This window comes from Stenotrophomonas sp. CFBP 13725 (assembly GCF_014841935.1).
In the GTDB taxonomy this organism is placed as follows: domain Bacteria; phylum Pseudomonadota; class Gammaproteobacteria; order Xanthomonadales; family Xanthomonadaceae; genus Stenotrophomonas.
Genome location: NZ_JACYUV010000003.1, coordinates 331,362 through 346,053 on the forward strand (window position 1 = coordinate 331,362; position 14,692 = coordinate 346,053).

Here is a 14,692-nt window from a genome sequence, read left to right on the forward strand (position 1 = left end):
ACGTCTACGTCAGCGTGGCTGCCAGCGAATCGGACGCGGCTGAGGCCTGCGTTGCTACACTTTCGCGTTGTCATTAATTTCAGGGAAGCGGGGCAGATGGATCTAGTGCGACATTGTCTCAGCACCTCAGTGGTGGTGGTGCTGGCGGTTGTTGGCGTAGCACCGGCATTGGCAGCGCAGTACGGTGTCGAAGGGCCGGCGGTGTACTACGTCAGCCATACGATCAGCAGTGAGGCCGCCGAGGATGGTGAGGTCTCCAACATCGGCTATTACCGCGCAGACCTGCACGCGTCGCGTCGTGGATCTGCGCAGCTGGAGCTGGCTCCCCTCTGGACGCGGCAGGTCGACGCGTCGGGCGTGACGCGTTATCTGTTGGATCTGCAACCAGGCACGGACGACGAAGTTCTCGATGTACTGACCGACGGGTTTGCCGCGCCGCTGACGAAAGACGGTGAGCCGGGACCGCTGCGTGCGATTGACCAGAACGCCTGGTCGGTGCTGACGAAGGCATCACCCAACGAGGCAGGCGCGTTGCTGGCAACGTATCAGGCACCCGGCCTGCGCCCGGTGCCGCTGCCTGCATCGGTGGCCGTCGGTGACCGCATCAGCGGCTGGCAACGTATCGAGCCCTACGGCGCCCTGAAGACCACCCTGCGTGTCATCGAGGTGACGGACACGGCGGTGTTGATGGGCATGACGCTCGACGGCGCGGGCGCGGGCGCGCACGGCGAAGGGCGACTGGTCGTGCAGCGCGTTGATGGCATGCCGATCGAGCTGCGCATGGAGGTAAACCTACCGGGCAGCAAGGGACAGCCGGCGACCCGGCATCGTGTCCATCTGGCCGACATGCGCCATGACCTCATGCTGCAGATGGCGGACGAGGTGGAGAGCTACGTCAGCTATGTCGAACAGATAAATCAGCAGCTTGCCAGGCCACCCTTCAGCGCGCCGTCCCCGGCATCGTCTGCGTATACCCACCATCCCGCGCCATTGGGTGCGCTGGAGGACTACATGGTAGGTGCGGAGGTACTTCCCGCACTGGCGCCGCACATGGGGTCGCTGTGGATCCCTGCAGAGACCGGCAGCGGACGGTGGTTGGCCCTCGGTGCGCGCATGCCCGCCTCCACCCCTGCAGGCGCGCGTCGAAGCGAGCACGAGCCCATGCTGATGTCGCGGCTGCATACCGTTGAGCTGTTGGACGCACAGGCGGCACCGATCATCGGCCTTGAAGCCCATCCTGTTACTCCGACCTTGTTCTTGTCAGAGAGGTACTCGGCCGCACAGAACGAGCTGAGCTTCCCGTTCCACCTGCCGCTCGGTGCGTCGCGCGCGCTGTTGGGGCAGGTGGAAGCCGTACGCATGTCGGTGGATGCCGAGGTCTACGCCTTCGATACGTCGGAGACCCTTGAGGCAGGCGCGCTTGCTACACGCAATCCCGATGCAACGCTGCTGAGGCCCTCTGCCCACCGTGTGACGCTGGTGCAGGGACGGCAGACGTGGAAACAGAAGACGGGGCTGTACACGGTGGTCGTGCCACTCGATTCGGACGGCAAGGAGATGCCATCCGAGCAGTTATCGGTCGCTCCGCTGAAACCCGCGCAGCCCAACCGGCTCGCCGAGCTGCCCCTCGCATGGGAGAACAGCACGTTGCCCATCCGCACTGAAATCGCGACGCCCCGGCCGATTGCCCGACTGCAGGTGCGGCACTACCGGTGGACGTCGATCCCCGTCCAGTGGACTTTCCCGATGTATCCCTGACGGCTGGGATGGATGTGCGTTCCGTGGCGTGGTGCCTGCTGGCGGCCTGAGCGGCCGTCAGCGGGCTGACACGCTGTGCCGTACTGTCGCGTCACTCTTCGCCTTGTTGCGAGAGACTCACCCGGCCATCCTGCTCGATGAATCGAAGTTCCGGCTTTCCTTGGTACGTCGTCAGCATGGCGGCGGAGTCGTTCTGATGAATGACAAACAAGGATGCACCCGCATTCTCGTTCGCCACTACCTTGAAGACTTCTTTGCCGCTCCCTGCGCCGTCCAGCGTCAGCACTGCCTCGTCGCCGAGGTCAACGGTGAGGTAGCCTCCGCGCTCATTCCCGTCCGGGCCGTTCAGCAGGATGCCGGATGCAGGCGCCACACGCTCTTCTCTTCTGCCCAGGATCATGGGGCCGTTTACAGGCGCACCTATCTCCACGCGCGATACGCCTGATGCGTCCCTGACGATCAAGCCTCGGGCTTCTATGACGCGAGCCGGGTCGTTTGCCTGATCCGCCCGGTGAAGGGCGAACAACGAGATGCCGACGGCGGTCAGCGAGATTGCACTGTTGAGCAAGAGTCCTTTCACAGCCTTCTCCAGAAGTCATGGCGTGGTCGGCCATGATCTGCGATGAGTACTGCGTGCAGCAACGCCTGCCTGCTACAGCGTCGTGGACATCATCGTCAGCGCTCGAACCACGCCGGGAACATCACCGTCCTTGCGTCCGCATGTCGCCTTGTCGGTGCAATGTGCCTGGACTAGGATCGTGGTTCAAGGTGAACATGGATGTTGACTATGCGTGGCACAGCGGCTCTTCTCGTCATGGCGCTCTTCAGCTCGGATGCGCAGGCAGCGACGATCTGGGAAGGTACCAGTACTTATTCGATCACCACGGGATCGGGGGACGTTCTCGGCACGAGTGGCGCGGCGGTCGCTCTGTCCGCCGAATCAACGGGTGAGCATTCCTTCGTCGGCGCGGTTGCCTCGTTGGACGCTGGTCCTTTTCGCGGAAGGGAAGTTCGCTTGGCCGGCAATCTCACGGTTACCCAAGGGAGGGGTCAAGCCGCGATCTGGGTTCGTGCAGATGGTCCCGATGGACGGTTGGGTTTCGCCAACTCGGGGCGCGAACCCGTTCGCGCCGATGAGGGGCGACTCGCGCGTGAGGTACTGCTCTATGTGCCGGTCGGCACGACCCGCCTCAAGTTCGGCGTGACATTGAACAGCGTCGGGCACGTGGAAGTAGAGAATCTCAGGTTGACGCAGGAGGCAGTGAGTTCGGCCGGGATTACCGCTCATGACATGCTGACGTACGCGCTTCCCATCATTCGCGCCGAGGCACTGAACGCGGGTAACGTCAATTGGTCTGCCGAAGAGACGGTCCAGCTGTCGCCGGAGCTTAAGGATCTTCCTGCGCAGGAGGCGTATAGCAGGCTGCGCAAGGTGCTGGATGCCTTGGCAGATCGCCACAGCCTGCTTCAGATGCCAAGGGAGGCCCTCGCTTACCGCCAGAGCGCGGTTGCGAGCAGGCCCATCGAGTCCAGGTTGATGCAGGATATCGGCTACGTGCTGGTGCCCGGCCTGCGTGGAAACAATGCGGGCGCCGGTGCCACATTTACCGCAGAGCTCTGCGAGCGGATCACCACACTAGCGCCAGCCTCATCAAAGGGCTGGATCCTCGATCTTCGTCAGGACACGGGCGGCAACATGTGGCCCATGCTCAACGGGCTGCATTCCTTGCTGGGGTCCCACGATGCGGGAGCATTCCGCAATCGGGACGGTGCCGTGACACGCTGGCGCTCGCAGCCCACGCCTGGATGCAGTGTGGACCTCTCCCGTAGTCCCGTGGCCGTGCTGGTGGGGCCGAAGACGGCGAGCTCCGGGGAGGCCATCGCCGTGGCGTTCAGGGCACGTCCGGGAACCCGGTTCTTTGGGCAGACCACAGCAGGGCTCGCGACGTCCAATCGTGGCTTCCCGCTTCCAGATGGCGGCATGCTTCGGTTGACCGTCGGGGCAATGCTCGACCGTGATGGTGAAGCCTACCCCCAAGGCATCGCGCCTGAGCATCTGGTGCCCCGTGATCAGGACGCCGTTGAAGTTGCCGCAGCGTGGCTGCGCTCGATGCCCTGAACGCGTGGCGTATCTCAGCCGCAGCGTTCGGCGCGCTGATCGCTGTGACGCGGACGCCAGCAGGATGCCAGCATCGTTTCTTCCGAATCCGCAGCGGGGGAAGATGCGCTCGCCGGGTCAGGCCGTCAGCCAGACCCGGATCAACGACACCAGCTTGTCCACGTCCAGTGGCTTGGCCACGTAGTCGTTCGCACCGGCCTGGATGCATTGCTGCTGGTCGTCGGGCATCGCCTTCGCGGTCAGGGCGATGATCGGCAACGTGTCGAAGCGCCCGTCCTGGCGTATCTCACGGCTCGCGGTCAGGCCATCCTTGACCGGCATCATGATGTCCATCAGCACCAGTTCAATGGGCGCAGGACCGGTGACGGCAGCGGTCAGGACATCGATGGCCTCCTGGCCGTTGCGCGCGATGGTGACCTTGCAACCGTGTGGCTCAAGCACGTTCATCAGCGCATAGATGTTGCGGACATCATCCTCCACGATCAACACGCGGCGTCCTTCCAATGCAGTGTCCCGGTGCTGCGCGGTGCGGAGCATGCCCTGTTTGGATTCCGGCAACTCGCTGACCACCTGGTGCAGGAACAGCGTCACCTCATCGAGCAGACGTTCGGGTGAGCGCGCGCCCTTGATGATGATGGAGCGGGAGTAGCGGCCCAGTCGCACTTCTTCGGCGGTCGACAACACCCTACCGGTATAGACGATGATCGGCGGCAGGGCCTCCGCGCTCTGCGCGCTGAGCATCTCCAGCAACTCGAATCCCGACGCATCGGAGAGCGTCAGGTCCAGCACCATGCAGTCGAAGGAATGTTCGCCCAGCGCCTGGAGGCACTCCGCCGCCGAACGCGCACCGATCGTTTGCACATCCGCCAAGGCCAGCAGCTCGCGCACGGCATCCAGCTGGACGGCGTCATCTTCAACCACCAGTACCAGGCGCGGACGCAGCGAAAGGCGGCGCTCCAGAGACAGCAGCACGCCGGCGAGCTCATCGCGGGTGGCAGGCTTGCCGAGGAAGCCCACCGCGCCCAGCGACAGCGCCTTGCGCGAGTGATCCAGCGCGGACACGACGTGGATGGGGATATGCCGCGTATGCATATCGCGCTTGAGCACGTCCAGCACGGACAGACCCGATTGGTCGGGCAGGCCGACGTCCAGCACGATGGCATGCGGCAGCTCTGCGCGCGCAGCCGCCAACGCTTCGCCTGCGGTCTGCGCCACGCGCGCGCGGAAGCCCATCTCGGTCGCCAGGTCGCTGACGATCTGCCCGAATGCGATGTCGTCCTCGACGATCAGGATCAGGCCCCGCTCGGTGCTGTCGGCTCTGTGGCCTCCGCCGCTGGTCGGACGCGGCTCCGGTGTTGCCGCCGGGGTGTTGGCAACGTACGTGGCGCGAGCGGACGCTGCGGCCGTGACCGCGACGGAGACAGCAGGGCGCGCTGCGGTCGCCAACCGGGTCGCGACGACCAGCCGGAAGCAGCTGCCCTTGCCCGGCTCGCTCTCCACGGTGATGTCGCCGCCCAGCAGACGTGCAAGCTCCTGCGAGATGGAAAGCCCCAAGCCCGTTCCGCCGTAGCGACGGCTGATCGATCCATCAGCCTGCTGGAATGCCTCGAAGATGCGCGCCTGCTGCTCGGGTGCGATGCCGATGCCGGTGTCGGTCACCGAGAACAGGATGTGGCCATCGCCGCTGGCCGAAGCGGAGACTGTCACGCCGCCCTGTTCGGTGAACTTCAAGGCATTGGACAGCAGGTTCTTGAGGATCTGCTCGATGCGCTGGCGATCGGATTCGATCACCGGCGGGCAGTCGGCTGTCATCAGCACGTCCAGCGACAGGCCCTTCTCACTGGCCACAGGGCCGAGCAGGGCCGCGATGCCGGACAGCAGCTTCTCCACTCCGAAGCGCTCGGCATGCACCTCGATGTGGCCGGCCTCGATCTTGGACAGATCGAGGATTTCGTTGATGAGCACGAGCAGGTCCGTGCCGGAAGAATGGATGGTCCGCGCGAACTTCACCTGCTCCGCGGTGAGATTGCCATCGCGGTTGTCGCCCAGCAGCTTGGACAGAATGAGCGCGGAGTTGAGTGGCGTGCGCAGCTCGTGCGACATGTTGGCCAGGAACTCCGACTTGTACTGGCTGGCACGCTGCACCTTGTGCGACTCGGCCAGGATGGCCGCGTTGGCGCGTGCGAGTTTGTCGCGCTCTTCCTCGAGTTGCTGTGACTGGTCGAACAGCTGGCTGTTGGTCTGCTCCAGCTCGGCCTGCTGTTCCTCCAGCTCGTGCTGGCTGCCGCGCAGGGCACGGCTCTGCTCCTCCAGTTCCTCGTTGGAAACTTTCAGCTCCTCGCTCTGCACCTGCAGCGCTTCGGTCTGCCGCTGCGTCTGCGCCAACAGCTCGGAGAGCCTTGCCCGGTAGGCCGCTGACCGCAAGGCGACCGCCATGTCGGCGGAGGCCAGTTCAAGCAGTTCGACGACCTCTGTCGGTACCGCTCCGAAGAAGCCCAGCTCGATGACCCCGCTCACCTCGCCTTCGTGGATGCTCGGAGCGATGACCAGGTGGCGCGGCTGCGCCTGCCCAAGACCCGAGCCCACCGTGAAGTAGCCCGGCGGCACATCCGATACCACCAGGACGCGCTTCTCATCCACCGCACGGCCGAGCAGGCTGCCACGGTCACGCTGCACGTTGGCGCCGTCGGGCGCGGACGCGGCGCCCACCGCGCCGATCTGGCGGAAGCCCGTGGTTGCCGGTTCGAACAGCATGCCGGCCTCTGCGCCGGTAAAGCGCGTCAGGAAGCCGAGGCTGGCGCGTGCCAGTGCGACGCTGTCCAGGTCGCCACCGGTGGCGGTGGCCAGCTCCAGCCGACCCCGCTGCAGCCAGGCATCGCGCTCGCGTGCCCGCGTATGGCGGCGGAGCAGGAAGGCGATGAAGATCGTCAGCACAATGCCCAGCACGGCGCTTGCCGCACCCGAGCTCAGCGCTGCGCTGTAGGCAGATTCCATCTCTTCCAATCGCCGGGCGCGCTTGTCCAGTTCGACTGCGCCCATGGCGGCCAAGCGCGCACGGATGTCATCCATGGCCGCCTTGCCGCGATTGGAGCCGACCACGGCGAGCGTGGGCTCCAGCCCCTGCGTGCGACGCACTTCGATCGTCTCGTGCAGTTCGTCCAGCTTGTCCTGCACCCTGCGCGCCAACAACTTGAGCCGGTCCCGTTGCGCCGGGTCATCGGCCAAGGCTTCCTTTACCGCCTCCAATCGCGTGCTGGCCACACCCAATGCGGCCCGGTAAGGCTCGAGGTAGTTGTCATCGCCGGTGAGCAGATAGCCGCGTTGGCCGGTTTCGGCATCCTGCACCGATGAGAGGACATCCGCCAAAGCGGTCATCGTCTCCTGGGAGCGGATCACCAGCGCGCTGCCCTCGCGGATGGTGTGGATGTTCTTGACCGCCAGGAACCCGCTGGCGAGGAAGAACACCATGACCGCCAACAGCGGCCACAGCGTGCGGGAGGCAGTTCCGGTCTGGATGGCTGCACGGGGTTTGGGCGAGTAGGGCATGGCGTGGCAAGGGGCGGCGGATGCAACCGTTCAGATTAGCACGGTGGGCTGGGTGACCGGTGGCTGGGTTGGAGCGGGGTTGTCGGGCTGGGTTTGCGGTGCGGTTGGTTGCCGGGTGGTGGTGGGGGATCGACGGCGTGGTTCGATCAGGGCATGTGGGACTGATCAAACGAACATCTGCTCTCGGACAGAGACGGGGATCAGCGCACTTAGATTGGTGGCGTGATCAAGCGAGGGGGGGGGATGAGCTCAGGTCGTCCTGATTGGCTCTGGTGCATTCATTTTTGGCTTTCAGTGGCAGCTTTTGGCCTTTAGCGGATATCGGCGGGGCGGGGGATTAAAGATGTTTATCGCGGGTAGGGCCGCGCTACGTTCCACCCGAAGCGGACCATCAAAGCTTCTCGGCGGCTTTCCTAAGTGCCCCCTGATTAGCTAGCTGGTTCCGCCCGTGCATCGGCTTGTTATCCGGTCTCGAACGCCCTAAGCTCGAGTCATATCAACGGGATAGCTCACCGCACGGTGCGCTGTGTATAAGTCGCATAACCGGACCAAGGGATCCGGCTCCTCAGTAGATAGGGGGCACTACGATGACCACACGGTCCATAGATGAGATACGTGCCGAGTACATCTCCTCAATGGGAGATGAGTTAGGTGCCAGCTTCTACGAGCTCTATCGAAAGCTCGTCGAACTCCATATCCTATGGCAGCAGTACCGTCAGCTGTTTGGAGATGACACGGAGACGGTTAACTTGCTTAACAGAGCCGCTGGCCTGTTCTTCAAGATCGTGCAAGACGAGCTATGGGACAGTGTCCTGCTTGGCGTTTCGCGCATGACAGATCGACCGGAAACAGGTAAGAAAAAAAACCTGACAATACAGTCGCTACCTCCGATGATTACGGATCTCGCGCTACGAGCCGAACTTCAAGCACTTTGCGACGAGGCGTTGGACTCAGCAGAGTTTGCGCGCGAACATCGCAATAAGCGCATTGCTCATCAGGATCACAACTACCTCAGCAATCGAGGCTCCGATCCCCTGAGCGGCATAAGCAGGGCGCTCGTGGAGCAGATGCTAGCAGCTTTGCGCGCTGTTCTTAACCGTCTGGAGAAGCATTTTAGGGACAGCACTGTCATGTACGAAGACTTCGTGGATGAGAGTGGGGCTAGGCTTTTGATCCACAAACTGAGAAAGCTAGAACGGCTACAGAAGGGCTAGTGCGCCCTAGCAATGTATTCAGGCCGAACCAGCTTCGCGGCTAGGCCTAACTCAGGTGTTTGGAACTACGGACGTGATGAACAATCGTGAAGTTCACTATAGGTACGCAATCGCTGCTTTGATCCTTGCAGTATGCGGCGCAATAGGATTCGGACTCGTAGACGACAACCGGCTAGTGGATAGAGTCTCCTTTGCACTAACGATTAACTCTCTAGTTCTCGGGGTTGTAGCCATCATATACAGCTTCATCGCGTCGCATAAGCAAGAGCAGCAACTTAGAAAACTCATCGAGACGAATACCAAAATATCTCTAGCTGCCACGAGAATTACGGCGATCTCCAGTGAGATGGGCAAACACCTTCGCGAGGTTCCACGAAGATTTGATAATGTTGATAAAGGGCTCGAAGAGCTTAAGAATGCGGCCCTTCAAACAAGCAGCGAGTCGGAAGCCATTAATCTAGTGGCGACTGCCCCGGCCAATGCCGACCCAAGCGCGAGCAGCGGTGGCGGTTTCACCAAATATTTAACTGAGCTGACTTACGCCGGGATTGCTTCCGTCTACATGTACTTTAAGGCGATTGAGTCCGGAAAAACCATCAAGAAGGAAGAGACCGAACGGGACAGCATTCCGGAGATGCACTTCCAAATAGGTAGTTTGCAAGCTATTGAGGCAGGGGGCTACCTTAAGGCCAAGTACAGTAGTAGCGAGATCACCCCCGTCAGCATGGACGATCAAGCCAAGAGCGCGCTTGTGCCGTTCATAGAGAGATGCAAAAAGATATTTCCCAATGACCACGCTATGATTAAGATGATCCATGCGATTGACGAGCTGTTCCCGTAACAATCAATTCAAATCGACGCAGCTTCTCGGTGCGGCTTAGTTCGGGCTTTTTCTTGATGTCCGCTTCTGGCCGCAAGCGGACCCGATGTCAGCTATCTCTGTGGCGGGAGCAGACCCGTTTTTCAGGCGCTGAAAGGCATGAAAACTCTCTCTTGGGTCAACGCATGGATATCAGCGAACGTCGCGGTACAGCTTCGCCATCATGCGGGTGAAGTCGGCCCAGTCGCGGTTGTTGGGAGAGTGGAACAACGCCTGCGCCCGCTCATCGTTGCAGCCATGCCAGGACACAACCCAATCCTAGCCACCCCTCAGCCCCTTCAACAACAGATCGAGCGCTGCCTTGGCCTGCACCAGGCGCACGTTTCCGTCATCGCCTTCCGCAATCCAGAACGCGGCCTCGGCGAGGCTGCCGTAGATCAGTGAGGCCAGCGCCAATGCATCCACGGGCGCAATCACGCCGCGCTCGATGAGCCCTTCGATGAGCCGTTGCATCGACGTCACGCAGTAGCGCTGCGAATCCGGTGAGGCACCGCCCAGCACGGCACGTGCATCGCGCAACACGATGCGCTGGATGTCCGGCTCCAGTGCCATGTCCAGGTACGCGCAGCAGCGCTGACGGAAGCCTTCCCACGGGTCGGCCATCTGGTCGCTGATCGCCTGCAGACGTGCGTCGGTCTCTGCATCGATCTGGTCGACCACCGCTGCCAGCAGGCCGCGCTTGTCCCCGAAGTGGTGGTACAGCGCGCCACGCGTAAGCCCTGCCTGGGCCGTCAGGTCATCCATGGAGGTCGCGGCATAGCCGTGTTCACCGAAGACCCGTCGAGCGGTGGAAATCAGGCTGGCACGGGTTTGTTCCATCTCTGCACGGGTGCGGCGAACCATCGGAGCTCCTGGTGGTGGACATGCATGATCGTTTACATACGTTGCGTATGAATGTAGCCTCTTATTCATACGAACTGTATGTATTGTCATGTCCAAGCCTGCATGAGGCAAGCGCGGACCCTCCTGGAGAACCCAATGGCAACGCCTTACCGCGAGCTCTTCGACACGCCTGGCACCCGCGCCCTCGCCTTGGCCGGGCTGATTGCACGCGTACCACTGCCGATGACCGGCATCGGCATCATCACCCTGCTGTCTGCCGTGAAAGGAAGTTATGCCCTTGCAGGCGCGGTGTCGGCGGTGTTCGTTTTCACCTACGCCGTTGTGTCACCGCAGGTTTCGCGGCTGGTCGACCGGCACGGACAGGGCAGGGTGCTTCCCCTTGCCACGGCCATCAGCATCGCCGGGCTATTGCTCCTTGCCGTCAGCACCTTCGCGCAGGCGCCGGACTGGATGCTGTTTGCCGGCGCCCTGCTTGCGGGGTGCATGCCCAGCGTCTCGGCGATGGTCCGCGCACGTTGGACCGCGCTGCACCGGGGGCGTCCGCAGCTGCAGACCGCGTTCTCCCTGGAAACAGTGTTCGATGAGCTCAGCTTCATTGCCGGCCCGCCCATCGCGGTTGCGCTGTCGATCGGGCTGCTGCCGCAGGCGGGTGTGCTGGCGGCGGCTGTGCTGCTGGCTGTCGGAGTAGCCGCGCTGGTGATGCAGCGGGGCACCGAGCCTGCCGTGGAAAACAACGCCCTGGCACGGGGCAGACAGCGGTCGATGATCACCTTGCCAGGTGTGCGCTGGTTGGTCCTGTTGATGCTGGCGATGGGCCTCATTGTCGGCACCATCGACATCACCAGTGTTGCCTTCACTGCATCCCTTGGCCAACCCGCCGCAGCCAGCCTCGTTCTTTCCGCATACGCCCTCGGTTCCTGCGCGGCAGGATTGCTGTTCGGCGCGCGGGTGTTCCCGTTTCCCCTGCATCGGCTGCTCTTGTGGGGCGGCGTCGCCACCGCGCTCACCACCCTCCCGCTGCTGTACGTCGCGGCTGTCATTCCGCTGGCACTGGCGGTACTGGTGGCCGGTTTGTTCTTCGCGCCGACCATGATCGTCGCCATGTCGTTGGTTGAACGGCAGGTGCCCGCGCATCGCGTTACCGAGGGCATGACCTGGCTGCTGGCCGGCCTGAACGTCGGCGTGGCGGCAGGCGCTGCCTCCTCGGGTCAGGCGGTGGATCGCATGGGCCCTTCGGCTGGGATTGTGGTTGCGCTCTGCGCGGGCGGGCTCGTGCTGATCAGTGCCCTGATGGCCAGCCGCACACTTGCGCGCTTGGATCGCGTTGAACCCATCGCGCGAACCGTCACCGACGCCGGTTGATATCGACTCCTGTCCCGTTAGAGGTCACTCCCATGCCCACCCCCTCGTCGGCGGCCGCCCAGCCGCTCGCGCGTCATCCCTGGCTGGCCGTTTCGGCCGTAGGCCTCTCCACATTTTCCGTCGTCACCACCGAGATGTTGCCGGTGGGATTGCTGACTCCCATTGCCGACGCGCTCGGCATCAGTGCCGGCGATGCTGGTTGGCTGATCTCGCTGCCCGCACTGCTGGCGGCAGTGTGTGCACCGTTGCTCGTCATCGCCGCCGGCACGCTTGACCGCCGACTGATCCTGCGCGCACTGCTGGCGTTGCTGGTGGTGGCCAACCTTGCATCGGCGCTGGCACCAGGCATCGGATCGATGCTCGCGGCGCGGGCGCTGGTGGGGCTGTGCATGGGCGGCGTGTGGGCCATCGCGGGCGGGCTGGCTGCACGTCTGGTGGCTGCACACCGCGTCGGCCTGGCGACCTCGATCATCTTTGGCGGCGTGGCGGCGGCCTCTGTGCTGGGTGTCCCGCTGGGCACGATGATCGGCGAAGCGCTCGGCTGGCGCGCCGTATTCTTCGCGATGTCGGCGTTCAGTGCATTGGTGTTGCTGCTGCATCTGGGCGTCATGCCCGCACTGCCCGTAGCACTGGGTACGACTGCGCGGCTGTTTCTGCAGCAACTGGGCAATCGTGCCTTGCAGGTGGGGCTGCTGCTGACCTTGCTGCTGGTGTCCAGCCACTTCATGGTGTTCACCTTCGTGCGTCCCTTGCTTGCGGCCTGGTCCGGCATCGATGCACGCTGGATGGGCGCGTTGCTGTTTGCCTACGGCGTCGCAGGGATTGCCGGCAACTTCGTCATGGGCCCACTCGCTGCGCGTCGTACGTGGCCGGCAGTTTTAGCGCTTTCGGTCGGGTTGCTGTTGACGCCGCTGCTGCTGTTGTCCGTTGGTACGTCCTTTGGGGGCGCTATCGTCGTGCTGGTGGTGTGGGGACTGACGTATGGAGGCGTGTCGGTGGGTCTGATGACCTGGATGATGAAAGCCGTCCCCCGTGCCATGGAGGTTGCCGGATCGTTGTATGTGGGCGTGTTCAACATCGGTATTGCGGCCGGAGCCTGGGCAGGAGGCTGGTGGCTGGATCGCACCGGGATCCAAGGGAATCTGTGGATTGCGGCAGCGCTGTCACTGGCCGCACTGATCCTCTGCCTGATTGCGCGCTACCTGCCGCGCGCCGTGCCGTGGGTGCGGGGGTAATCGTCTTGGGCGTGGGAGCGTCGTAAAGAATGGGGTCATCAAATCTGAGTTGGTTGAGCAGCCACGCCTACATCGGAAGAAGTTCCTGACTGTGCGTGCCTGGCGCCAGCGCGCTCAAGCAGTCGGCGGCATGCGCCGACTGCTTGAGGCACCTACGAGCGTATGGAGTTGCTGTGCGGATGCGCGGTCAAGGTGCCGCGTGGGTCTGAAACACTTTGCTGATGACCAGCCAATTGCCATCGATCTTCAGCAGGTGGAAGAAGTCAGTGAACGAGAGGCCCGACATTCCATTGGCATCAATGCGGGCGCTGGCCGCTGTGCCGACGATTTCGATTCGGGTGACTTCCGCCTCAGCGTCAGGAGAGGGGTGGAAGTGCGTGTCGATACCTTCAAACAGCACCGTGATGGCGCCACCCGACAGCTTGCCCTCGGGGTCGATGCTGTACATCGTTGCTTGCGGGGCGAATGCGGGCTTCATGATGCTGCTCTGGCCCTGCCTGCAGCCCGCGATGTACTGGTTCAGTACCTCCGCGATGGCGCGGTAATCCTGGACGTAGGTTGATTCGGTCATGACTGTTCCTTGATTGACGTGGTGGGTCGAGGCCGTTCGGTACGCTTTCGCGTCAGTTGGCGAGCGTCGGCCAGTCGGTGTAGCCCTTCTCACCATTCCCGTAGTACGTATCGCGCGGCGCGACGGCGAGCTCGGCACCTTCTTTCAATCGACGCACGAGATCCGGATTCGCGATGAACGGGCGGCCAAACGCTACGGCATCGATCTTGCCCTCTTCCCGACGCTTCACTGCCAACGCCAGGTCGTAGTTGTTGTTGCCGATATAGGGGCCGCTGAAGAGGGCGCGCAGTGCGTCCAGATCAACGTCTTCCGGCACCACGCGCGAGGTTGCCGTGGCGCCTTCCACAAAGTGCAGGTAGGCCAGTTGGAATCGGTTGAGCTGCTCGATCAGGTAGCCGTAGGTCTTCATCACCTGGCTGTCCAAGGGCGTGTTGCCTGCATCAGGCGTCACCGGCGAAATCCGGATGCCGACCCGGTCGTGACCCCAGACCTCAACCACTGCAGCCGTGACCTCCAGCGTCAGTCGGCTGCGATTCTCGATGGTGCCACCGTACGCGTCGTCACGTTGGTTGGTGGAGTCGCGCAGGAACTGGTCAAGCAGGTAGCTGTTGGCCGAATGCACTTCCACACCATCGAAGCCGGCGCGCTTTGCGCATTCGGCGGCATGCCGATACTGCTGGATGATGCCCGGAATCTCGGACGTCTCCAGCGCACGGGGCGGCGAGACATCGAGCATTCCCTTCGCGGTAAACGTCTGTCCTTCTGCCCGGATCGGCGATGGTGCGACCGGCTGGGCTCCATCCGGCTGCAGGTCCACGTGGGAGAAACGCCCCACATGCCACAGCTGGCAGACGATAAGGCCACCGGCCGCGTGTACTGCGTCGGTTACTACTTTCCAGCCCGCCACCTGTTCTTCCGACCAGATGCCGGGCGTCAGGTCGTAGCCCCGCCCCTGAGCGGAGATGTTGGTGGCTTCACTGATGAGCAAGCCGGCGCTGGCCCGCTGTGCGTAGTACCGCGCATGCATCTCGTTCGGCACACCATCCGCGCCCATGCGGCTTCGCGTCAGCGGCGCCATGACGATCCGGTTCGCCAGCTTCAGCGCGCCGAGGGCTACCGGAGAGAAGAGATCGTTGGGAGAGGTGCTGGGCATCATCGCTGTTC

At 62.9% G+C, this 14,692-nt stretch carries 11 protein-coding genes; 6 read left to right on the forward strand and 5 right to left on the reverse strand.

Going from position 1 to position 14,692, the window contains the following annotated elements; translation table 11 throughout:
• Positions 1-96: 96 nt before the first annotated feature.
• Positions 97-1,758 (forward strand): hypothetical protein, encoded by a 1,662-nt coding sequence (locus tag IFT65_RS07570; RefSeq protein WP_192080950.1) that lies wholly within the window; start codon positions 97-99, stop codon positions 1,756-1,758.
• A gap of 91 nt (positions 1,759-1,849) precedes the next feature.
• On the opposite strand, the gene IFT65_RS07575 is transcribed toward IFT65_RS07570, so the two are convergent.
• A complete protein-coding gene (locus IFT65_RS07575; protein WP_342365872.1) occupies positions 1,850-2,338 on the reverse strand; it encodes a hypothetical protein in 489 nt (162 codons plus the stop codon).
• A gap of 198 nt (positions 2,339-2,536) precedes the next feature.
• On the opposite strand from IFT65_RS07575, the gene IFT65_RS07580 reads away from it, so the two are divergent.
• Complete coding sequence (locus IFT65_RS07580; protein WP_192080951.1) at positions 2,537-3,877, forward strand: S41 family peptidase; 1,341 nt, start codon at positions 2,537-2,539, stop codon at positions 3,875-3,877.
• Positions 3,878-3,994: 117 nt separating this feature from the next.
• Here the strand turns inward: IFT65_RS07580 and IFT65_RS07585 are convergent, their stop codons facing one another.
• A complete protein-coding gene (locus IFT65_RS07585) occupies positions 3,995-7,423 on the reverse strand; it encodes a response regulator (RefSeq protein WP_192080952.1) in 3,429 nt (1,142 codons plus the stop codon).
• A gap of 587 nt (positions 7,424-8,010) precedes the next feature.
• On the opposite strand from IFT65_RS07585, the gene IFT65_RS07590 reads away from it, so the two are divergent.
• Positions 8,011-8,637 carry a hypothetical protein gene (locus tag IFT65_RS07590; RefSeq protein ID WP_192080953.1) on the forward strand — a complete coding sequence of 209 codons (627 nt, stop codon included), beginning with the start codon at positions 8,011-8,013 and terminating at the stop codon, positions 8,635-8,637.
• A 76-nt stretch (positions 8,638-8,713) separates the two neighbouring features.
• The gene (locus tag IFT65_RS07595) at positions 8,714-9,478 is read left to right on the forward strand and encodes a hypothetical protein (RefSeq protein ID WP_192080954.1); all 765 of its coding nucleotides are present in this window, start codon (positions 8,714-8,716) and stop codon (positions 9,476-9,478) included.
• Between the two features lie 297 nt (positions 9,479-9,775).
• Here IFT65_RS07595 and IFT65_RS07600 read toward each other — a convergent pair whose 3' ends face one another.
• Positions 9,776-10,360 (reverse strand): TetR/AcrR family transcriptional regulator, encoded by a 585-nt coding sequence (locus IFT65_RS07600; protein WP_192080955.1) that lies wholly within the window; start codon positions 10,358-10,360, stop codon positions 9,776-9,778.
• Positions 10,361-10,495: 135 nt separating this feature from the next.
• On the opposite strand from IFT65_RS07600, the gene IFT65_RS07605 reads away from it, so the two are divergent.
• Complete coding sequence (locus tag IFT65_RS07605; protein ID WP_192080956.1) at positions 10,496-11,722, forward strand: MFS transporter; 1,227 nt, start codon at positions 10,496-10,498, stop codon at positions 11,720-11,722.
• 32 nt (positions 11,723-11,754) lie between these two features.
• A complete protein-coding gene (locus tag IFT65_RS07610; RefSeq protein WP_192080957.1) occupies positions 11,755-12,957 on the forward strand; it encodes an MFS transporter in 1,203 nt (400 codons plus the stop codon).
• Positions 12,958-13,144: 187 nt separating this feature from the next.
• Here the strand turns inward: IFT65_RS07610 and IFT65_RS07615 are convergent, their stop codons facing one another.
• On the reverse strand, positions 13,145-13,528 hold the full coding sequence (locus IFT65_RS07615; protein ID WP_192080958.1) for a nuclear transport factor 2 family protein: 384 nt from the start codon (positions 13,526-13,528) through the stop codon (positions 13,145-13,147).
• A 52-nt stretch (positions 13,529-13,580) separates the two neighbouring features.
• Positions 13,581-14,684, reverse strand: coding sequence for an alkene reductase (locus tag IFT65_RS07620; protein ID WP_197974032.1), 1,104 nt, complete (start codon positions 14,682-14,684; stop codon positions 13,581-13,583).
• Positions 14,685-14,692: the final 8 nt, after the last annotated feature.

Bases quoted from the DNA above. Each gene is read 5' to 3' on its own strand.
- IFT65_RS07570 (WP_192080950.1), top strand. From the start codon at position 97: ATGGATCTAGTGCGACATTGTCTCAGCACCTCAGTGGTGGTGGTGCTG.
- IFT65_RS07580 (WP_192080951.1), top strand. From the start codon at position 2,537: ATGTTGACTATGCGTGGCACAGCGGCTCTTCTCGTCATGGCGCTCTTC.
- IFT65_RS07585 (WP_192080952.1), bottom strand. From the start codon at position 7,423: ATGCCCTACTCGCCCAAACCCCGTGCAGCCATCCAGACCGGAACTGCC.
- IFT65_RS07590 (WP_192080953.1), top strand. From the start codon at position 8,011: ATGACCACACGGTCCATAGATGAGATACGTGCCGAGTACATCTCCTCA.
- IFT65_RS07595 (WP_192080954.1), top strand. From the start codon at position 8,714: ATGAACAATCGTGAAGTTCACTATAGGTACGCAATCGCTGCTTTGATC.
- IFT65_RS07600 (WP_192080955.1), bottom strand. From the start codon at position 10,360: ATGGTTCGCCGCACCCGTGCAGAGATGGAACAAACCCGTGCCAGCCTG.
- IFT65_RS07605 (WP_192080956.1), top strand. From the start codon at position 10,496: ATGGCAACGCCTTACCGCGAGCTCTTCGACACGCCTGGCACCCGCGCC.
- IFT65_RS07610 (WP_192080957.1), top strand. From the start codon at position 11,755: ATGCCCACCCCCTCGTCGGCGGCCGCCCAGCCGCTCGCGCGTCATCCC.
- IFT65_RS07615 (WP_192080958.1), bottom strand. From the start codon at position 13,528: ATGACCGAATCAACCTACGTCCAGGATTACCGCGCCATCGCGGAGGTA.
- IFT65_RS07620 (WP_197974032.1), bottom strand. From the start codon at position 14,684: ATGATGCCCAGCACCTCTCCCAACGATCTCTTCTCTCCGGTAGCCCTC.